This window comes from Variovorax sp. P2_H12, from assembly GCF_056403395.1.
This window is the reverse complement of the sequence record NZ_JBFUFO010000001.1, coordinates 44,215-58,067: the sequence shown is the minus strand read 5'-3', so window position 1 is coordinate 58,067 and position 13,853 is coordinate 44,215. Positions and strand designations below refer to the sequence as shown.

Below are 13,853 nucleotides of genomic sequence, written 5' to 3'. Positions count from 1 at the left end.
TTCGCCACCCGCACGGATTCCCCGACATGCCTCAAGCGCCCATCGACGTCTATTCCTGGCCCACGCCCAACGGCCACAAGATCCACATCATGCTGGAGGAATGCGGCCTTCCCTATGTTGCGCATCCGGTCAACATCGGCAAAGGCGACCAGTTCGAGCCCTCCTTCCTCGCGATCAGTCCCAACAACAAGATACCGGCCATCACCGATCCCCAAGGGCCGGATGGCAAGCCGATCTCGCTGTTCGAGTCCGGCGCCATCCTGGTCTACCTGGCCGGCAAGACCGGCAAGTTCCTTCCGGCCAGCGACCGCGCACGCTACGAGACGCTGCAGTGGCTGATGTTCCAGATGGGCGGCGTCGGCCCGATGCTCGGCCAGGCGCACCATTTCCGCATGTATGCGCCCGAGAAGATCGGCTACGCGATCGACCGCTACAGCAACGAGGCCAAGCGCCTCTACGGCGTGATCGACAAGCAGCTGTCGAGCAACAAGTTCATCGCTGGCGAGAGCTATTCGATCGCCGACATCGCGATCTTTCCCTGGCTTCGCGGTTGGGAGAACCAGGGCATCGTGCTCACCGACTATCCGCACCTGAAGCAATGGTTCGACGGCATCGCCGCACGCCCGGCGGTCCAGCGCGGCGTCAAGGTGCTGGCCGACCTGCGTCAGCCGATCACGGGCGACAAGGAACGCGAAATCCTGTTCGGCAAAACGCAATATCAGCGCCGCTGAAAGACGCCGGCGCGCCGATGCCCCATTCGCAGGTTAGAATCGAAGGCTCGTCGGGGTGTAGCGCAGCCTGGTAGCGCATCTGGTTTGGGACCAGAGGGTCGAAGGTTCGAATCCTTTCGCCCCGACCATGAAAAAAGTGAACGCCTGCAAGGACTTCGGTTCTTGCAGGCGTTTTGCTTTTTGGGGGGCGATTTCTAACTGCTGACTGAAATGTCTAACTGCCTGATGCCTCGACAGCTTCGACGGCGACAACCTGGTCCGCTCGCGAAGCCCTTCCTCAGCGTTCCGGTACGTTCAGGGGTTGAAGCCACTCCACAGCGGCCATTGCGGGTGCCATCGATCGCAGCCGCTCGTCGCGCCAAAGGTCGGCCGCGACCTCCTCGAGTTGCTCCGGGTCCACCGTTCGCCACTGTCGCTGCAGCTGGTGGGCACAGGCTGCAATCCAGGTTTGTGCGCTGATCGGGTCCATGCCTATACTGTACGTCCATCCAGTGTTTTTTGCAGATGTTTGCGATCGTCTATCGACGATCAACGAACGCGGCCTGCTGCTGACGGGCATCGAGATCAACCCTCCCCGCGGCACCAAAGGCCCGACTTCATGCAGCCTCGCAGTTGACGTCGGCAGCGTGGCGCCCACCGCGTTCTGCCAGAATTGCGGCAAGGTCGGCTCCGGCCAGGGCGGCCGGCAGCGCGTCTCGTCCGGATGCCACCGCGGCGGAGCTTGTGGCGCTCAAGCCGGATGTCATCATCGTCGCGAGTGGGACTGTCGGGGCATTCGCGGCCAGACGGGCGACGACGACCATTCCGATCGTCTTCTACCTTGTCAACGATCCTGTGGGCACGGGTCTCGTGCAAAGTCTGGCGCGCCCTGGCGGCAACCTGACGGGTAATGCATTCTTCTCGAAAGCGCTGGATCTCAAGCGATTTCAGTTGCTGACTGAGGTGGTCGGCACTGCGGCCGACATCGCGGTGATCGACGTGTCCTTCAGCGAGCCCTTCAAGAACGAGTATCTGCGCCAGAGGCCAGCGCTACCCGCCGGTCGAGTGGCCCGCACGGAGTTCATCGAGGTGAAAGAGGCAGGCGACTTCGACGCAGCATTCGAACGAATCTCCCGGGAACGCTTCGACGCGGTGGCCATCAACCAGTTCCCACTTGCATCGAACCATGAAGCACGCATTGCAGGTCTGGTCGCCCGGTACCGTATGCCGGCAGTCGCCGATGGCAGGAACTTCGCTGAAGCGGGCGTGTTGCTGACCTATACGACCGATACCTCCGAACTCTGGCCACGCACAGCCCAGTACGTCCGCAAGATCTTGAACGGCGCCAAGCCGGCCGATCTAGCGGTCGAACTGGTTTCGCGCTACGAATTCATCATCAATTTGAGGACCGCCAGGAACTTCGGAATCAAGGTGCCGCCATCTGTACTGGTCCGCGCCAGCAGATCCATCGAGTGATTGGCCGACTTCGTGCCGCAGTCGATGCCGCGCTGGCCGCCCAGGCCGTCGCCCAATCGACCAGACGCACGAGAGCGACCTGAACTTTGTCACCCGGCTGGCGAAGCGCCACGACGCGGTGGCCACCGTCAAGAAAGGGCTGCTGCTATTCCTGCCGATCATGGGCACGACCACCAGCGAAGGCCAGGCGGGGTCATCAAGGAACTGCCGGCGTTCCGCTCCTCGCGCCGCAGACGCCAGTCAAGGTGCACGGGTTCAAGGCCCAGATCGACGAGACCGATTGGCTCATCGTCAAGGTGAACCACAGCGTCGGCGACGGTGGCTACACGACCAAGCTGGAGCTGGAGATGGCCGGCACCGAGAACCGCTACCCCCGGCCATCACCCGGCGGCCCTGGTCACGCGCGGCCTGCCGCGGCATCCGCCCGCTGAGGCTCGGCCTTGACCTTCGGCGCCCGCTTCACATGCATCGTCTTCGCGATGCGCTGGCGTGCCTGCCACTCGTCGTAGTCGCTCTGGCCGCCGAGCCAGAGCCGCGCCGCGCCGCCCCGGTCGGCGCCAAGCCAGGCTTCCAGGCGAATCGCCAGCTCGGGCGAGATGGCGGCGTTGCCATTGATCACGCGCGAGAGAGCCACGCGCGACACGCCGAGCTGCTCGGCCGCCTCGGTCACGCTGAGGCCGAGCGCCGGCAGCACGTCATCGCGCAGCGTGAGGCCGGGATGCGGGGGGGTGAACATGCGGGCCATGATGAGTCCTAGTGGTAGTCCTGATAGTCGACGAGCACCGCGTCGGTGCCTTCGAATGAGAATGTCATGCGCCAGTTGCCGTTGACCCACACCGAGTAGTAGCCCTCGAGGTTGCCCTAGAGCGCGTGCAGTTTCCAGCCCGGAACGTCCATGTCCTTCGAATGGGCCGCATGGTCGAGCCGGGCGAGCAGGCGGCGCAGCTTGTCGGCATGCGCCGGCTGAATGCCCGCCTTGGTGCCCCCGCGGAAGAAGGCCTCCGGGCCCTTGTGGCGGAACGTCTTGATCACGGCGCAGTTTGTATCGCGTATCGCCTCGCGATACAACTTACCTTGACAGACCACCTCGGACCGGAAGACCATGATCGCCCACCATGAGCCTTTCAATGACCCCCACCATCACCGCCTTTGAACGGTCGCCCGATCGCGGCAGGGGACTGGCGCGCGACATGCGCGTTCGCTGGGCGCTTGAAGAAGTGGGCCAGCCTTACGACGTTCGCCTCGTCGCGTTCAATGAGATGAAGGAGCCCGCGCATCGCGCGCTTCATCCTTTCGGGCAGATTCCGACCTATGAAGAAGGCGATCTCGCCCTGTTCGAGTCGGGCGCCATCGTGTTCCATATCGCCGAGCGCCATGCCGGCCTGCTGCCAGACGATACGAAAGCACGGGCGCTCGCGATCGCATGGATGTTTGCCGCGCTGAACACGGTGGAGCCGCCGATCCTTGATCGCGAATACGCCACACTGCTGGAGCGCGACAAGACCTGGTATGGGGAGCGCCTGCCTGTGCTTGAGGATCGCGTCCGTGTACGGCTGAGTGAACTTTCCAGCCGGCTTGGCGATGCAGATTGGCTCGACGGTGCATTCAACGCCGGCGACCTGCTGATGGTGACGGTGCTACGCAGGTTGAGCGGGTCGGGGTTGCTGGAGCGATATCCGAACCTCTGCGCCTACGTCGCCCGCGGCGAAGCGCGGCCGGCCCACCAACGCGCTTTCGCCGATCAACTGGCGGTTTTCACCGGCAAGGCACAGAGCCGCTGACAAGGCTTGCTCTGCCCAAGCAGCCGTTAGCGGTGAGAGCGTTCAAAGCCTGGAACCGAGTCGAGCTGTGCCGCTGTAGATTTCGTCAGACAACATGAAGGATGTTGCGGACTCACGCTTGCAGGCGGCATACCCTGCATCAATTCTTCGAACGTCGATGCACCGGGAGTTGGAGATCCCAAGGAAGCTCTCCGTATCGGCAGCGTTTTCCTTCGGGGTTTTCGTTGCTCGCCCGAGCTCCTGGCTCATCTTTTCGCCCTCCGGGTCCTGCTGTCCGGCGGAATCGATTCGTCGGCGCCCTGCGCAAGGAGGCGCGCAGGATCGCCGCCGCCGGCACCACCGTAGAATCGCAGACCGCCCACCCTCCCGGCCCCTGCCGCGACGGTCGGCGCCTTTTTCTGCGCGGCGGTAGCTCAACCGGATAGAGCACCAGCCTTCTAAGCTGGGGGTTACGGGTTCGATTCCTGTCCGCCGCGCCATCTTGCTGAAAAAAGTCGATATTGCCCTCGGGCGCGCCGCACACTCCGCATGGTGACGGCCCCACAGGAGAGATCGATGCTGCAGCAATCCCCCATGTATGCCTACATTCCCGCCCGGGATGTGGCCCGCGCCCGCCGCTTCTACGAGGACACGCTGGGCTTCAAGCCCAGGGCCGAGGTCGCCGGCGGGGTCCACTACGAGTTCGCCGGCGGCACCGGCTGCTTCCTGTACCCGACGCCGAACGCCGGCACTTCGCAGGCCAGCCAGGCCTTCTGGCAGGTCGAGGACATCGAGCGCGAAGTCGCCGATCTGAAGGCGCGCGGGGTCGTGTTCGAGGACTACGGCATGCCCGGCCAGGACGCCGATGGCATCGTGAACCAGGGCGGCGCCCGGGCCGCCTGGTTCAAGGACAGCGAGGGCAACATTCTGGCGGTGATCCAGGGCGTCTGAAGCGCGCCCCGGGGCCCGGGGCAGAACGAAGGCGCTCAGGCGCGCAGCAGGAAGCCGCTGGGCGGCGCCAGCCATTCGACGTCATCGACGCCGAAGTCCCGCCCTGACACCGATTCGCCGACGAAGAGCATCTTCTCTTCCTCCAGCAGGAAGCCGCGATGCAGCACGCGCAGCCTGCAGCCGCCGAGGTCGATGCATTCGCCCAGGCGCGGCTGCATGTCGTGCCACGAAAGAACCCAGCGCACCGGGCCGGGCGCCGATGCCAGCAGCAGTTCCCGGTGCCTCGGATCGCCGGGGTCGGCGTCGATCAGCGCCCACTCGTTGCGCTCGCCGCCGACCAGATAGGCGTTGACCAGCATGTCCGCACGGCGCGCGGTCACCCGCAGCACCCGCGGTGACAGGAACATCGCGAGACCGTCGGCCAGCTCGCAGCGGCCGTGGCCCTCGCCTTCCGGGTCGATGCGGGCGATTTCGGCGTACGCGGGCTCCTCCGGGTTCACGGCCCGCAATCCGCCCTCGCCGATGGCCCGGCGCGGCATGACCAGCGGAATCTCCTGCAGCCCGCGGGCGTGCGCCAGGCAGGCTTCGGCGCTGTCGAAGGCGCCAAGCTGCTCCAGGATTCGCCGTTGCACGTTCATGAGCCGCAGCCCACGCGCCGGGTCAAGGGCGTCGGCCGGCCGCAGCCACTGGTGTTCCACCGTTTCGCGGCCGTCGGGACGGGCTTGCTGCGCGGCGGGCGCCAGCGCGACGAAGAAGCGGGTGTCGAAGCGCCGCGGCATGCCCGGCGGCGTGAGCCAATGGGCGAAGTACGCCAGCCGGTCGGCTGCGAGCCGCCAGCCGCGCTCGGCGCAAAGCCCGAGCAGCGATTCGGCGCCCTCTTCCGTGGTCGCGCGAAGCGCCGCGATCGCCTCGGCCGCCATGCCGTCCAGCGCGACTGGCCGCCCATCGGCCTCGCAGGCGAACAGCAGGCCGGCCTCTTCGAAGCACTCGCGCACCGCCGCCACGTAGAAGTCGAGGCCATGGGCCGGCAGGCCGAGCCGTCGGCTGGCCGCGGCATCGTCGATCTCCTGGCAGCATTCATGCAGCAGGCGGTCCTGCGGGTCCACGCCGCCGCCCGGGAAGACACTGGCGCCGCTGTTCTGGTCGCCTACCTTCTCGGCACGGCGCAGCATCAGTACCTCGAGGCCGGCGGCACCGTCGCGCAGGACGATCAGCGTGGCCGCGAAGCGGATCGGACGCTTCGGCGCCGAAGAAGTGGGGGGATTGGGAGCTAAATTCATTCGGAGTCGGGGGACGTTTTACCAGCTTCGCGCCTCGCCTGTTTTGGGGAGGAAGCCGGCGGCCGATTGCGCCACACTCCAGCGCGTCGATGGAGATCAGCCTTGGTGAAGAAGATTCAGCTCAATGACGAACAATGGCGCACGCTGCTGGCCCTGCACGAGGCCCATACGCGGCGTTCGCCGACCGATGCGATCAGCGTCTCCGAGCGCCTGCTCTCCAATGGCCTGGTCCGTTCCGACCGGCAAGGCGGCAAGTTCCTGACCGAACAGGGCCGCGAGCGTCTGAACCAGGGCCGCTGAGACACCCGCCCCGGGTCGCAGCGACCTCAATCCGCCAGACGCAGCCCCTGGCGATCGATGCTGTCGACGATCTCGCGCAGCGAATTGCGACCCAGCCGCGAGAGCGCGAACAGCTTGCGGGCCGGCAGCCGGACGAGGTCGCGCACCGTGTGCAGTTCGTTGACGCGCAACAGGTTGGTCGTGCGCTCGCACAACCGCAGCACCGCGATGTCGGCGTCCAGAAGGGGGTCCGCGGCGGCGGCGAAGGCAGAGGGGCGTGGATCCATGGCGATACTTCCTGAGAACGATGGCTGGAACTTGCACAGTTCGTGCCATCGGCGCGACCACCCTCGTTCCTCGCAATTTCGCTGGCGAATCGATTGCCTCGCCTGAAAATCGAACAGTGGAATGTCTGTTTTTCAGGCATCTGAACTTGTTTCATGCAGGGTTTTCCAGAACCCGCCTCAGGCCAGGCGTTCGGCCATGAAATCGAGGAAACAGGTGATCCGCGCCGACAGTTGCGTGTTGCGGTAGTACACCGCGTTGATCGGCTGCCTCACTTCCACCGTGTCGCGCGCCAGCAACTGGACCAGATCGCCGCGCGCGCAATCGGCGGCGGTCATGAAGTCGGCCAGGCAGACGATGCCGGCGCCCTCGAGCGCGAGCTGGCGCAGCGTCTCGCCGCTCGACGCAGTGAGCGCTGCCGCGATCGGCCATTCGTCACCGTGCGTGCCGCGCAGCGGCCAGCGGTTGAGCGTTTCGGGCTGCGTGAAGCCGAGCAGCGCGTGCTGCGCCAGGCCCGCCACGCTCTTCGGCCGGCCGTGCGCCTCGAGGTAGGCAGGGCTCGCCAGCACCCGCAGCCTGCTGGTGGCGATGGGGCGGGCATGCAGGGTCGAGTCGCGCAGCGCGCCGATGCGGATCGCGATGTCGGTGCGGCGCTCGAGCAGGTCGATGTTGAGTTCGTCGCTGTCGAGCTCGAGTTCGATCTGCGGATAGGCGCGCCGGAACGCCGGCACCAGCGGCACGATGGCATGCAGCATGAACGGCGTGGCGGCGTTGACGCGCAACCGCCCGGCGGGCTGCTGGCGCCGCGCGGCCATCTGCTCCTCGGCCTCGTCGATCGCGATCAGGATGGCGCGCGCGTGCGCCAGGAAGGCCCGTCCCTCCTCGGTGAGTTCGAGCCGCCGCGTGGTCCGGCGCAGCAGGGTGGTGGCCAACTTGCGCTCCAGTCGGCCCAACGCCCGGCTGATGCCCGAGACGGTCTGTCCGAGCTGTTCGGCCGCGGCGGTGATCGAGCCGCCGTCGACCACGGCGGCAAAGGCCTGAAGTTCCTCGACAGTGGTTTTCAAAGGCGCCCTTCGCTCGAAGATTGTTGATTCCTAGTCAAATATATTGTGCTTCGAATGGTGTTTTTCTGCAAAGGTCCCGAGCCCACACTCGCACCCTCATTCCAAGGAGTGCATTTCATGCCCATTGCTTTGCTGGCGCTGACCCTCAGCGCCTTCGCCATCGGAACGACCGAGTTCGTGATCGTCGGCCTGCTTCCCACCATCGCGGCCGACCTGCAAATCGGCCTGCCCTCGGCCGGCCTGCTGGTCAGCCTCTACGCGCTCGGCGTCGCCATCGGCGCGCCGGTGCTCACCGCGCTCACCGGCAAGCTGCCGCGCAAGGCACTGCTGCTCGGCCTCATGGCGCTCTTCACGCTCGGCAACCTGCTGGCCTGGAAGGCGCCGGGCTACGAGACGCTGATCGCCGCGCGCATCCTGACCGGCCTCGCGCATGGCGTGTTCTTCTCGATCGGCTCGACCATCGCCACCGGCCTGGTGCCGAAGGAGAAGGCCGCCAGCGCGATCGCCATCATGTTCACCGGTCTCACCGTGGCGCTGGTCACCGGCGTGCCGCTGGGCACCTTCATCGGCCAGCATTTCGGCTGGCGCGAGACCTTCCTCGCCGTCTCGGCGCTGGGCGTCGTCGCCTTCGCCGGCAGCGCGCTGTTCGTGCCGAACGACATCCGCCACACGCCGCCGGCCTCGCTGGCGCAGCAGTTCCGGGTGCTGGCCGAGCCGCGCCTGCTGCTGGTCTATGCCAAGACCGCGATCGGCTACGGCGGCTCGTTCATCCCGTTCACCTTCCTGGCGCCGATCCTCACGGAGGTGTCCGGTTTCAGCGCCGGCGCGGTCGGCGCCGTGATGCTGGTCTACGGGCTTTCGGTGGCGGCAGGCAACATCTGGGGCGGCAGGCTGGCCGACCGGCGCGGTGCGATCCCGGCGCTCAGGATCATCTTCGCGCTGCTCGCCGCCGTGCTGCTGATGTTGAGCTTCACGGCGCCGCACAAGTGGCTCGCGCTGGCCACCGTGCTGCTGTGGGGCGCGGTCGCCTTCGGCAACGTGCCCGGGCTCCAGGTCTACGTGGTGCAGCAGGCCGAGCGCTACACGCCGGAGGCGGTCGACGTCGCCTCGGGACTCAACATCGCGGCCTTCAACCTCGGCATCGCCGGCGCGGCCTGGGCCGGTGGCCTGGTGGTCACGCACCTGGGCCTGGTCCATACCGGCTGGATCGGCGCCCTGGTGGTGATGGTCGCGTTCGTCCTCACCGTCTGGAGCGGGCGGCTCGACCGCGCCCGCACGGCCTCCCCATCACTCGATTTCAACCACCCCAGGACCACTTCATGACCCCCAGCATTCCTCCCTTCGGCCTCGGCACCTTCCGCCTCCAGGGCCAGGCTGCCATCGACTCGGTCGCCACCGGTCTGGCGCTCGGCTACCGCGCGGTCGACACCGCGCAGATCTACGGCAACGAGGCCGAGGTCGGCCGGGCGATCGCCGACAGCGGCGTGGCGCGCGACGCGCTCTTTCTCACGACCAAGATCTGGACCGACCACTACGCCCACGACAGGCTGATCCCGAGCCTCAAGGACAGCCTCGCCAAGCTGCGCAGCGACCACGCGGACCTGGTGCTGATCCACTGGCCCTCGCCGGGTGGCGCGGTGCCGGTGGCCGAGTTCATGGGCGCATTGGCCGAAGCCAAGCGCCAAGGCCTCGCGAAGCGGATCGGGGTCTCGAACTTCAACATCGATCTGATGCGTCAAGCCATCGCAGCGGTCGGCGCGAGCGAGATCGCGACCCACCAGGTCGAGCTGCATCCCTACCTGCAGAACCGCAAGGTGGCCGAGTTCGCGGCCAGCCAGGGCATCGCCATCACTTCGTACATGACGCTGGCCTATGGCGCGGTGCTGCAGGATCCGGTGATCCGGCAGATTGCCGAAGCGCATTCGGCGACGCCGGCGCAGGTCGCGCTGGCCTGGGCCATGCAACTGGGCCATGCGGTGATCCCGTCGTCCACGAAGCGCGCCCACCTCGAAAGCAATCTGCGGGCACAAGCGCTTCGGCTCTCCGACGGCGAGATGGCGCGGATCGCGCTGCTGGAGCGCAATGGGCGGCTCACCAGTCCCGAAGGCCTGGCTCCGGCCTGGGATTGATCCGCGCTCGCACGGTCGGTGGTGCGTCATGCGCTCCCCCCTGTCGTCGATGAACCCATGACGGCCACGTTGGCGGCCGGCGACCGACGCCGCGCGGCGATGGCGCCGCAAGCTCTTGTAGGCCGATGGCGCGCCGTTTGGCTACTGCTGCGGGAAGCGCTTCAACATGGTGCGTCCAAGGGAGGTGATCTCGTTGACGGTGGCCGGCGGCTGGATGTAGCCATTCAGCGTGCGCAAAGGCTTGGGGATCATCGCCTTGATATGCCCAGCCATGCTGAGCACGCGAACGGCGTCGACCTCCTCACCTGTGGTGACGGCGACGGGCAGCTCCTGGGCTGCCAAACGATGGAGTAAGTACATGGCCACGGCGAGAGTATGCCGTCTGCGGCCTGGCGGCCTGCTTACACTCGCCCGACCCAGCTCGATTCGAACGCCATGCACATCCAGGAAGCCGTTGCCAGCCGCCACTCGATCCGCGCCTTCCTGCCGACGCCGGTCGACGGCGAAACCATCCGCCGGGTGCTGACACAGGCCGCGCGCGCGCCTTCGGGCGGCAACCTGCAGCCCTGGCACATCGACGTGCTCGCGGGCGATGCCCTCGCGACGCTGAAGGCGCGGATGCGAGAGCGCCTGGTCGAGGGAGGCGAGCCGGAACCGACCGACTACGACATCTATCCCCCCGCGCTGCGCGCGCCCTGGCGCGACCGCCGCTTCCAGGTCGGCGAGGCGATGTACGCGCGCCTGGGCATCCCGCGCGAAGACAAGGCCGCGCGCCGGCGCTGGTTCTCCCGCAATTTCGACTTTTTCGGCGCGCCCCTGGCGCTGTTCTGCTCGGTCGATCGCACGATGGGCCCGCCGCAGTGGTCGGACCTGGGCATGTACCTGCAAACCGTGATGCTGCTGCTGCGTGCCGAAGGCCTCGACAGCTGCGCCCAGGAATGCTGGGCGATCTACCCCGCCACCGTCGCCGGTGCCATCGAGTTGCCGCCCGAGCGCATGCTGTTCTGCGGCATGTCGATCGGCCAGCGCGATCCCGCCCATCCGGTCAACGGCCTCGTGAGCGACCGCGCGCCCGCCAGCGAGTGGCTCAGCTTCCGGGGGGTCTAGGGCCTGTTCACCCTATAGGCCCCGCTCTCAGCCGGCAGGCTGCGCGTCGTTGAAACGCGGCGCGCGCCGCTCGACATTGGCGCGTACCGCCTCGGTCTGGTTGGGGCTTCCGATCAGGGCCTTCTGCTCGAGCGATTCGGCCAGCAGGAGTTCGGCGGCGCCCGGGCCCATGGCCGCGTTGAGCAGCCGCTTGCCGGCGCGGATCGCATCGGGATTCTTCTGCGCGATCTCGTGCGCCATCTTCAGCGCCTCGGCCAGCGGGTCGGCCGCCAGCCGCGTGGCGAAACCGAGCGCCAAGGCCTCCTCGCCCGAGAAGATGCGCCCGGTGAAGGTGAGTTCCCGCACCACGTCGTCGCGCGCCAGCTCGCGCATCAGCACGATGCCGCCCATATCGGGCACCAGGCCCCACTTGATCTCCATCACCGACATCCGGGTGTCCGGCGCGACCAGACGCACGTCGGCGCCGAGCGCCACCTGGAAGCCGCCGCCGAAGGCGACGCCATGCACCGCGGCGATCACCGGCACCGGCACCTGGCGCCAGACCATCGCCACCTGCTGCGCCGCGTTGGCGATGCCGTGGGTGCGCGCCATGATGTCGACGTTCGCTGCGCCCGCGCCCAGGACCGCGCCGGCGCCCTGCCCCATGCGTTCGAAGGACTGCATGTCGAGCCCCGCGCAGAAGGCCTTGCCGCGGCCTGCCAGCACCACCGCGCGCACGCCGGCGTCGCCGCACAGGCGGCTGCCGGCATCGATCAGGGCGTCGAACATCGCCGGGTCCAGCGCGTTCATCTTGTCGGCGCGCGACAGCTGCAGCTCGACGACGCCATCGGCATGGCGGATGGATTCGATGCGATCGTTCACGGGGTGTCTCCTGGTGTTCGGTTGACGACGAGTATCGATGCTCGGCGATGATGGCGGTGTCGCCCAGTCAACAGAGACCCTCCAGACCCTCGCCATGCCGCTCGCCCGCCGCCAGTTCCTGCAATCCGGAGCCGCCGCCACCATCGTCTCCCTCCTGGGCGAGGCCTGCGCCCTGCCGGCCGGCGAACGCCGCCTCGGCTTCAGCGCCGTGCCCGCCACGCTGCGCGACGCGGTCACCGTGCCGCCCGGATACGAAGCGCAGGTGCTCTATCCCTGGGGCGCACCGACCGGCGTCGCGTCGTCGATGCCGGCCTTCGCCCCCGACGCGTCGAACAGCGCGGCCGACCAGTCGGTGCAGGCCGGCATGCACCACGACGGCATGCACTTCTTCGCGCTCGACGGCCGCGCCGATCGCGGCCTCTTGGTGATGAACCACGAATACACCGACGAGCTGCTGCTGCATCCGGACGGCACGACGCCCTGGACCGCGGACAAGGCCCGCAAGTCGCTGCACGCCATGGGCGTCTCGGTGATCGAGGTCGAACTCGACGCCACCGGCTGGCGCCAGGTGCTGCCATCGCGCTACGCCCGACGGGTGCACGGCCGCACGCCGATGCGCATCGCAGGCCCGGCGGCCGGCAGCCCGCTGATGCGCACTGCCGCCGATCCGACCGGCGAGCGGGTCGACGGCACCTTCGCCAACTGCGCGATGGGCGTCACGCCCTGGGGCACCTACCTCACTTGCGAGGAGAACTTCCAGGTCTACTTCGGCGCTCCGAAGGCGTCGCTGGCGCAGGCCACCGCGGCGCAGCGCCGCTATGGCCTGGCCACGGGCTCCTGGGTCGACTACTGGCGCGTCGACGAGCGCTTCGACCTCGCGAAGCACCCGAACGAATCGAACCGCTTCGGCTGGGTGGTCGAGATCGACCCCTTCGATCCCGCGTCCATACCGGTCAAGCGCACGGCCCTCGGCCGCAAGCACCAGGAGAGCGCCACCTGCACGCTCACGAAGGACGGCCGGCTCGCGGTCTACATGGGCGACGACTCGAACTTCGAATACATCTACAAGTTCGTGAGCCGCGACAAGGTCCGGCCCGGCAGCGATGCGGCGGCGCGGGTCGCCAACCGGCACTTGCTCGACGAGGGCACGCTCCATGTCGCGCGTTACGACGCCGGCGGCCGCGGGCAGTGGCTGGCGCTGCGGCATGGCCACGGCGGCATCGACGCCGCGAGCGGCTTCGCCGACCCGGCCGAAGTGCTGATCCATGCCCGGCTGGCCGCCGACATCGTCGGTGCGACCCGGATGGACCGGCCCGAATGGATCGCGGTCGAGCCGGCGAGCGGCGAGGCCTATGTCGCGCTGACCCACAACCGCCTGCGCGGCCGGCCGGGCATGCCGCCGGTCGACGCCGCGAATCCGCGTGCCGACAACCTCTTCGGCGGCATCCTGCGCTGGCGCGAGGACGGCCGCGATGCGGCGAGCACCACCTTCTCCTGGGACCACTTCGCACTGGCCGGCGACCCTGCCGTGCCGGGTGCGGGCGTGCGCTATCCGAGCGACGACGCCGACGCCTTCGGCAGCCCCGACGGCCTGCACTTCGACAGCGGCGGGCTGCTCTGGATCCAGACCGACATGAGCGGGCCATCGATCGGCAAGGGACCGACGGCCGCGCTGGGCAACAACCAGATGCTCTGCGCCGACCCCGCGAGCGGGCGCATCAAGCGCTTCCTGGTCGGCCCGAGCGGCTGCGAGATCACGGGCTGCGTGCTGACGCCGGACCGCCGCAGCCTGTTCGTCAACATCCAGCATCCGGGCGAGACACGCGACGAGGCCGGCGGCAAGCCGAACAGCGCCTGGCCCGACGGCACGGTGCCCGGCAGCGCGAGGCCGCGCTCGGCCACGGTGGTCGTGCGGCGCCAGGACGGCGGTATCGTCGGCACCTGAAATGAA

The 13,853-nt window shown here is 67.7% G+C and carries 17 protein-coding genes, 2 tRNA genes and 1 pseudogene; 12 read left to right on the top strand and 8 right to left on the bottom strand.

The genetic code is table 11. The features are described from left to right. Window positions 1-26: 26 nt before the first annotated feature. Together AC1DYK_RS00325 and AC1DYK_RS00320 are read left to right on the top strand one after the other, a co-directional pair. Window positions 27-731, top strand: a complete 705-nt coding sequence (locus tag AC1DYK_RS00325) for a glutathione binding-like protein (RefSeq protein ID WP_478164453.1) — start codon at window positions 27-29, stop codon at window positions 729-731. Between the two features lie 51 nt (window positions 732-782). Beyond that, window positions 783-859: transfer RNA gene (locus AC1DYK_RS00320), tRNA-Pro, on the top strand. A gap of 149 nt (window positions 860-1,008) precedes the next feature. On the opposite strand, the gene AC1DYK_RS00315 is transcribed toward AC1DYK_RS00320, so the two are convergent. Then, window positions 1,009-1,392, bottom strand: coding sequence for a hypothetical protein (locus AC1DYK_RS00315; RefSeq protein ID WP_478164666.1), 384 nt, complete (start codon window positions 1,390-1,392; stop codon window positions 1,009-1,011). Between AC1DYK_RS00315 and AC1DYK_RS00310 the strand changes: the two genes are divergently transcribed. Together AC1DYK_RS00310 and AC1DYK_RS00305 are read left to right on the top strand one after the other, a co-directional pair. After that, window positions 1,344-2,186, top strand: coding sequence for an ABC transporter substrate-binding protein (locus AC1DYK_RS00310; RefSeq protein ID WP_478164452.1), 843 nt, complete (start codon window positions 1,344-1,346; stop codon window positions 2,184-2,186). The two genes, AC1DYK_RS00315 and AC1DYK_RS00310, sit on opposite strands and share 49 nt — an antisense overlap. 245 nt (window positions 2,187-2,431) lie before the next feature. Continuing rightward, window positions 2,432-2,617 carry a hypothetical protein gene (locus AC1DYK_RS00305; protein WP_478164451.1) on the top strand — a complete coding sequence of 62 codons (186 nt, stop codon included), beginning with the start codon at window positions 2,432-2,434 and terminating at the stop codon, window positions 2,615-2,617. On the opposite strand, the gene AC1DYK_RS00300 is transcribed toward AC1DYK_RS00305, so the two are convergent. Next, entirely contained in the window at window positions 2,584-2,931 is a 348-nt protein-coding gene (locus AC1DYK_RS00300) for a HigA family addiction module antitoxin (protein WP_478164450.1), read from the bottom strand. The two genes, AC1DYK_RS00305 and AC1DYK_RS00300, sit on opposite strands and share 34 nt — an antisense overlap. A gap of 8 nt (window positions 2,932-2,939) precedes the next feature. Then, a pseudogene (locus tag AC1DYK_RS00295) lies at window positions 2,940-3,218 on the bottom strand (type II toxin-antitoxin system RelE/ParE family toxin). A 95-nt stretch (window positions 3,219-3,313) separates the two neighbouring features. Here AC1DYK_RS00295 and AC1DYK_RS00290 point away from each other — a divergent pair. The 3 genes from AC1DYK_RS00290 to AC1DYK_RS00280 all read left to right on the top strand — a co-directional run bounded on the left by AC1DYK_RS00290 (window position 3,314) and on the right by AC1DYK_RS00280 (window position 4,897). Next, on the top strand, window positions 3,314-3,967 hold the full coding sequence (locus AC1DYK_RS00290) for a glutathione S-transferase family protein (protein ID WP_478164449.1): 654 nt from the start codon (window positions 3,314-3,316) through the stop codon (window positions 3,965-3,967). A gap of 402 nt (window positions 3,968-4,369) precedes the next feature. Next, window positions 4,370-4,446: transfer RNA gene (locus tag AC1DYK_RS00285), tRNA-Arg, on the top strand. A gap of 76 nt (window positions 4,447-4,522) precedes the next feature. Next, complete coding sequence (locus AC1DYK_RS00280; RefSeq protein WP_478164448.1) at window positions 4,523-4,897, top strand: VOC family protein; 375 nt, start codon at window positions 4,523-4,525, stop codon at window positions 4,895-4,897. A gap of 35 nt (window positions 4,898-4,932) precedes the next feature. Here the strand turns inward: AC1DYK_RS00280 and AC1DYK_RS00275 are convergent, their stop codons facing one another. Further along, window positions 4,933-6,177 (bottom strand): NUDIX hydrolase, encoded by a 1,245-nt coding sequence (locus AC1DYK_RS00275; protein WP_478164447.1) that lies wholly within the window; start codon window positions 6,175-6,177, stop codon window positions 4,933-4,935. 102 nt (window positions 6,178-6,279) lie between these two features. On the opposite strand from AC1DYK_RS00275, the gene AC1DYK_RS00270 reads away from it, so the two are divergent. Then, window positions 6,280-6,477, top strand: a complete 198-nt coding sequence (locus AC1DYK_RS00270) for a hypothetical protein (protein ID WP_478089834.1) — start codon at window positions 6,280-6,282, stop codon at window positions 6,475-6,477. A gap of 26 nt (window positions 6,478-6,503) precedes the next feature. Here AC1DYK_RS00270 and AC1DYK_RS00265 read toward each other — a convergent pair whose 3' ends face one another. Together AC1DYK_RS00265 and AC1DYK_RS00260 are read right to left on the bottom strand one after the other, a co-directional pair. Then, the gene (locus tag AC1DYK_RS00265; protein WP_442286616.1) at window positions 6,504-6,743 is read right to left on the bottom strand and encodes a DNA-directed RNA polymerase subunit alpha C-terminal domain-containing protein; all 240 of its coding nucleotides are present in this window, start codon (window positions 6,741-6,743) and stop codon (window positions 6,504-6,506) included. Window positions 6,744-6,920: 177 nt separating this feature from the next. Then, window positions 6,921-7,805, bottom strand: coding sequence for a LysR substrate-binding domain-containing protein (locus tag AC1DYK_RS00260; protein WP_478164446.1), 885 nt, complete (start codon window positions 7,803-7,805; stop codon window positions 6,921-6,923). A gap of 117 nt (window positions 7,806-7,922) precedes the next feature. Here AC1DYK_RS00260 and AC1DYK_RS00255 point away from each other — a divergent pair, with 117 nt between their 5' ends. Beyond that, a complete protein-coding gene (locus AC1DYK_RS00255; protein ID WP_478164445.1) occupies window positions 7,923-9,128 on the top strand; it encodes an MFS transporter in 1,206 nt (401 codons plus the stop codon). Further along, window positions 9,125-9,934 carry a 2,5-didehydrogluconate reductase DkgB gene (gene dkgB / locus AC1DYK_RS00250; RefSeq protein ID WP_478164444.1) on the top strand — a complete coding sequence of 270 codons (810 nt, stop codon included), beginning with the start codon at window positions 9,125-9,127 and terminating at the stop codon, window positions 9,932-9,934. The genes AC1DYK_RS00255 and dkgB overlap by 4 nt, the downstream gene beginning before the upstream one ends. Window positions 9,935-10,075: 141 nt before the next feature. Here dkgB and AC1DYK_RS00245 read toward each other — a convergent pair whose 3' ends face one another. Further along, window positions 10,076-10,300, bottom strand: coding sequence for a hypothetical protein (locus AC1DYK_RS00245; protein ID WP_478089828.1), 225 nt, complete (start codon window positions 10,298-10,300; stop codon window positions 10,076-10,078). A gap of 69 nt (window positions 10,301-10,369) precedes the next feature. Between AC1DYK_RS00245 and AC1DYK_RS00240 the strand changes: the two genes are divergently transcribed. After that, window positions 10,370-11,041: a nitroreductase gene (locus AC1DYK_RS00240; protein WP_478164443.1), complete on the top strand. Its 672-nt coding sequence runs from the start codon at window positions 10,370-10,372 to the stop codon at window positions 11,039-11,041. A 27-nt stretch (window positions 11,042-11,068) separates the two neighbouring features. Here AC1DYK_RS00240 and AC1DYK_RS00235 read toward each other — a convergent pair whose 3' ends face one another. Beyond that, window positions 11,069-11,902, bottom strand: a complete 834-nt coding sequence (locus AC1DYK_RS00235) for a crotonase/enoyl-CoA hydratase family protein (RefSeq protein ID WP_478164442.1) — start codon at window positions 11,900-11,902, stop codon at window positions 11,069-11,071. Window positions 11,903-11,996: 94 nt separating this feature from the next. Between AC1DYK_RS00235 and AC1DYK_RS00230 the strand changes: the two genes are divergently transcribed. After that, a complete protein-coding gene (locus tag AC1DYK_RS00230) occupies window positions 11,997-13,847 on the top strand; it encodes a PhoX family protein (RefSeq protein WP_478164441.1) in 1,851 nt (616 codons plus the stop codon). Window positions 13,848-13,853: the final 6 nt, after the last annotated feature.

Bases quoted from the DNA above. Each gene is read 5' to 3' on its own strand.
- AC1DYK_RS00325 (WP_478164453.1), top strand. From the start codon at position 27: ATGCCTCAAGCGCCCATCGACGTCTATTCCTGGCCCACGCCCAACGGC.
- AC1DYK_RS00300 (WP_478164450.1), bottom strand. From the start codon at position 2,931: ATGGCCCGCATGTTCACCCCCCCGCATCCCGGCCTCACGCTGCGCGAT.
- AC1DYK_RS00290 (WP_478164449.1), top strand. From the start codon at position 3,314: ATGACCCCCACCATCACCGCCTTTGAACGGTCGCCCGATCGCGGCAGG.
- AC1DYK_RS00280 (WP_478164448.1), top strand. From the start codon at position 4,523: ATGCTGCAGCAATCCCCCATGTATGCCTACATTCCCGCCCGGGATGTG.
- AC1DYK_RS00275 (WP_478164447.1), bottom strand. From the start codon at position 6,177: ATGAATTTAGCTCCCAATCCCCCCACTTCTTCGGCGCCGAAGCGTCCG.
- AC1DYK_RS00265 (WP_442286616.1), bottom strand. From the start codon at position 6,743: ATGGATCCACGCCCCTCTGCCTTCGCCGCCGCCGCGGACCCCCTTCTG.
- AC1DYK_RS00255 (WP_478164445.1), top strand. From the start codon at position 7,923: ATGCCCATTGCTTTGCTGGCGCTGACCCTCAGCGCCTTCGCCATCGGA.
- dkgB (WP_478164444.1), top strand. From the start codon at position 9,125: ATGACCCCCAGCATTCCTCCCTTCGGCCTCGGCACCTTCCGCCTCCAG.
- AC1DYK_RS00240 (WP_478164443.1), top strand. From the start codon at position 10,370: ATGCACATCCAGGAAGCCGTTGCCAGCCGCCACTCGATCCGCGCCTTC.
- AC1DYK_RS00230 (WP_478164441.1), top strand. From the start codon at position 11,997: ATGCCGCTCGCCCGCCGCCAGTTCCTGCAATCCGGAGCCGCCGCCACC.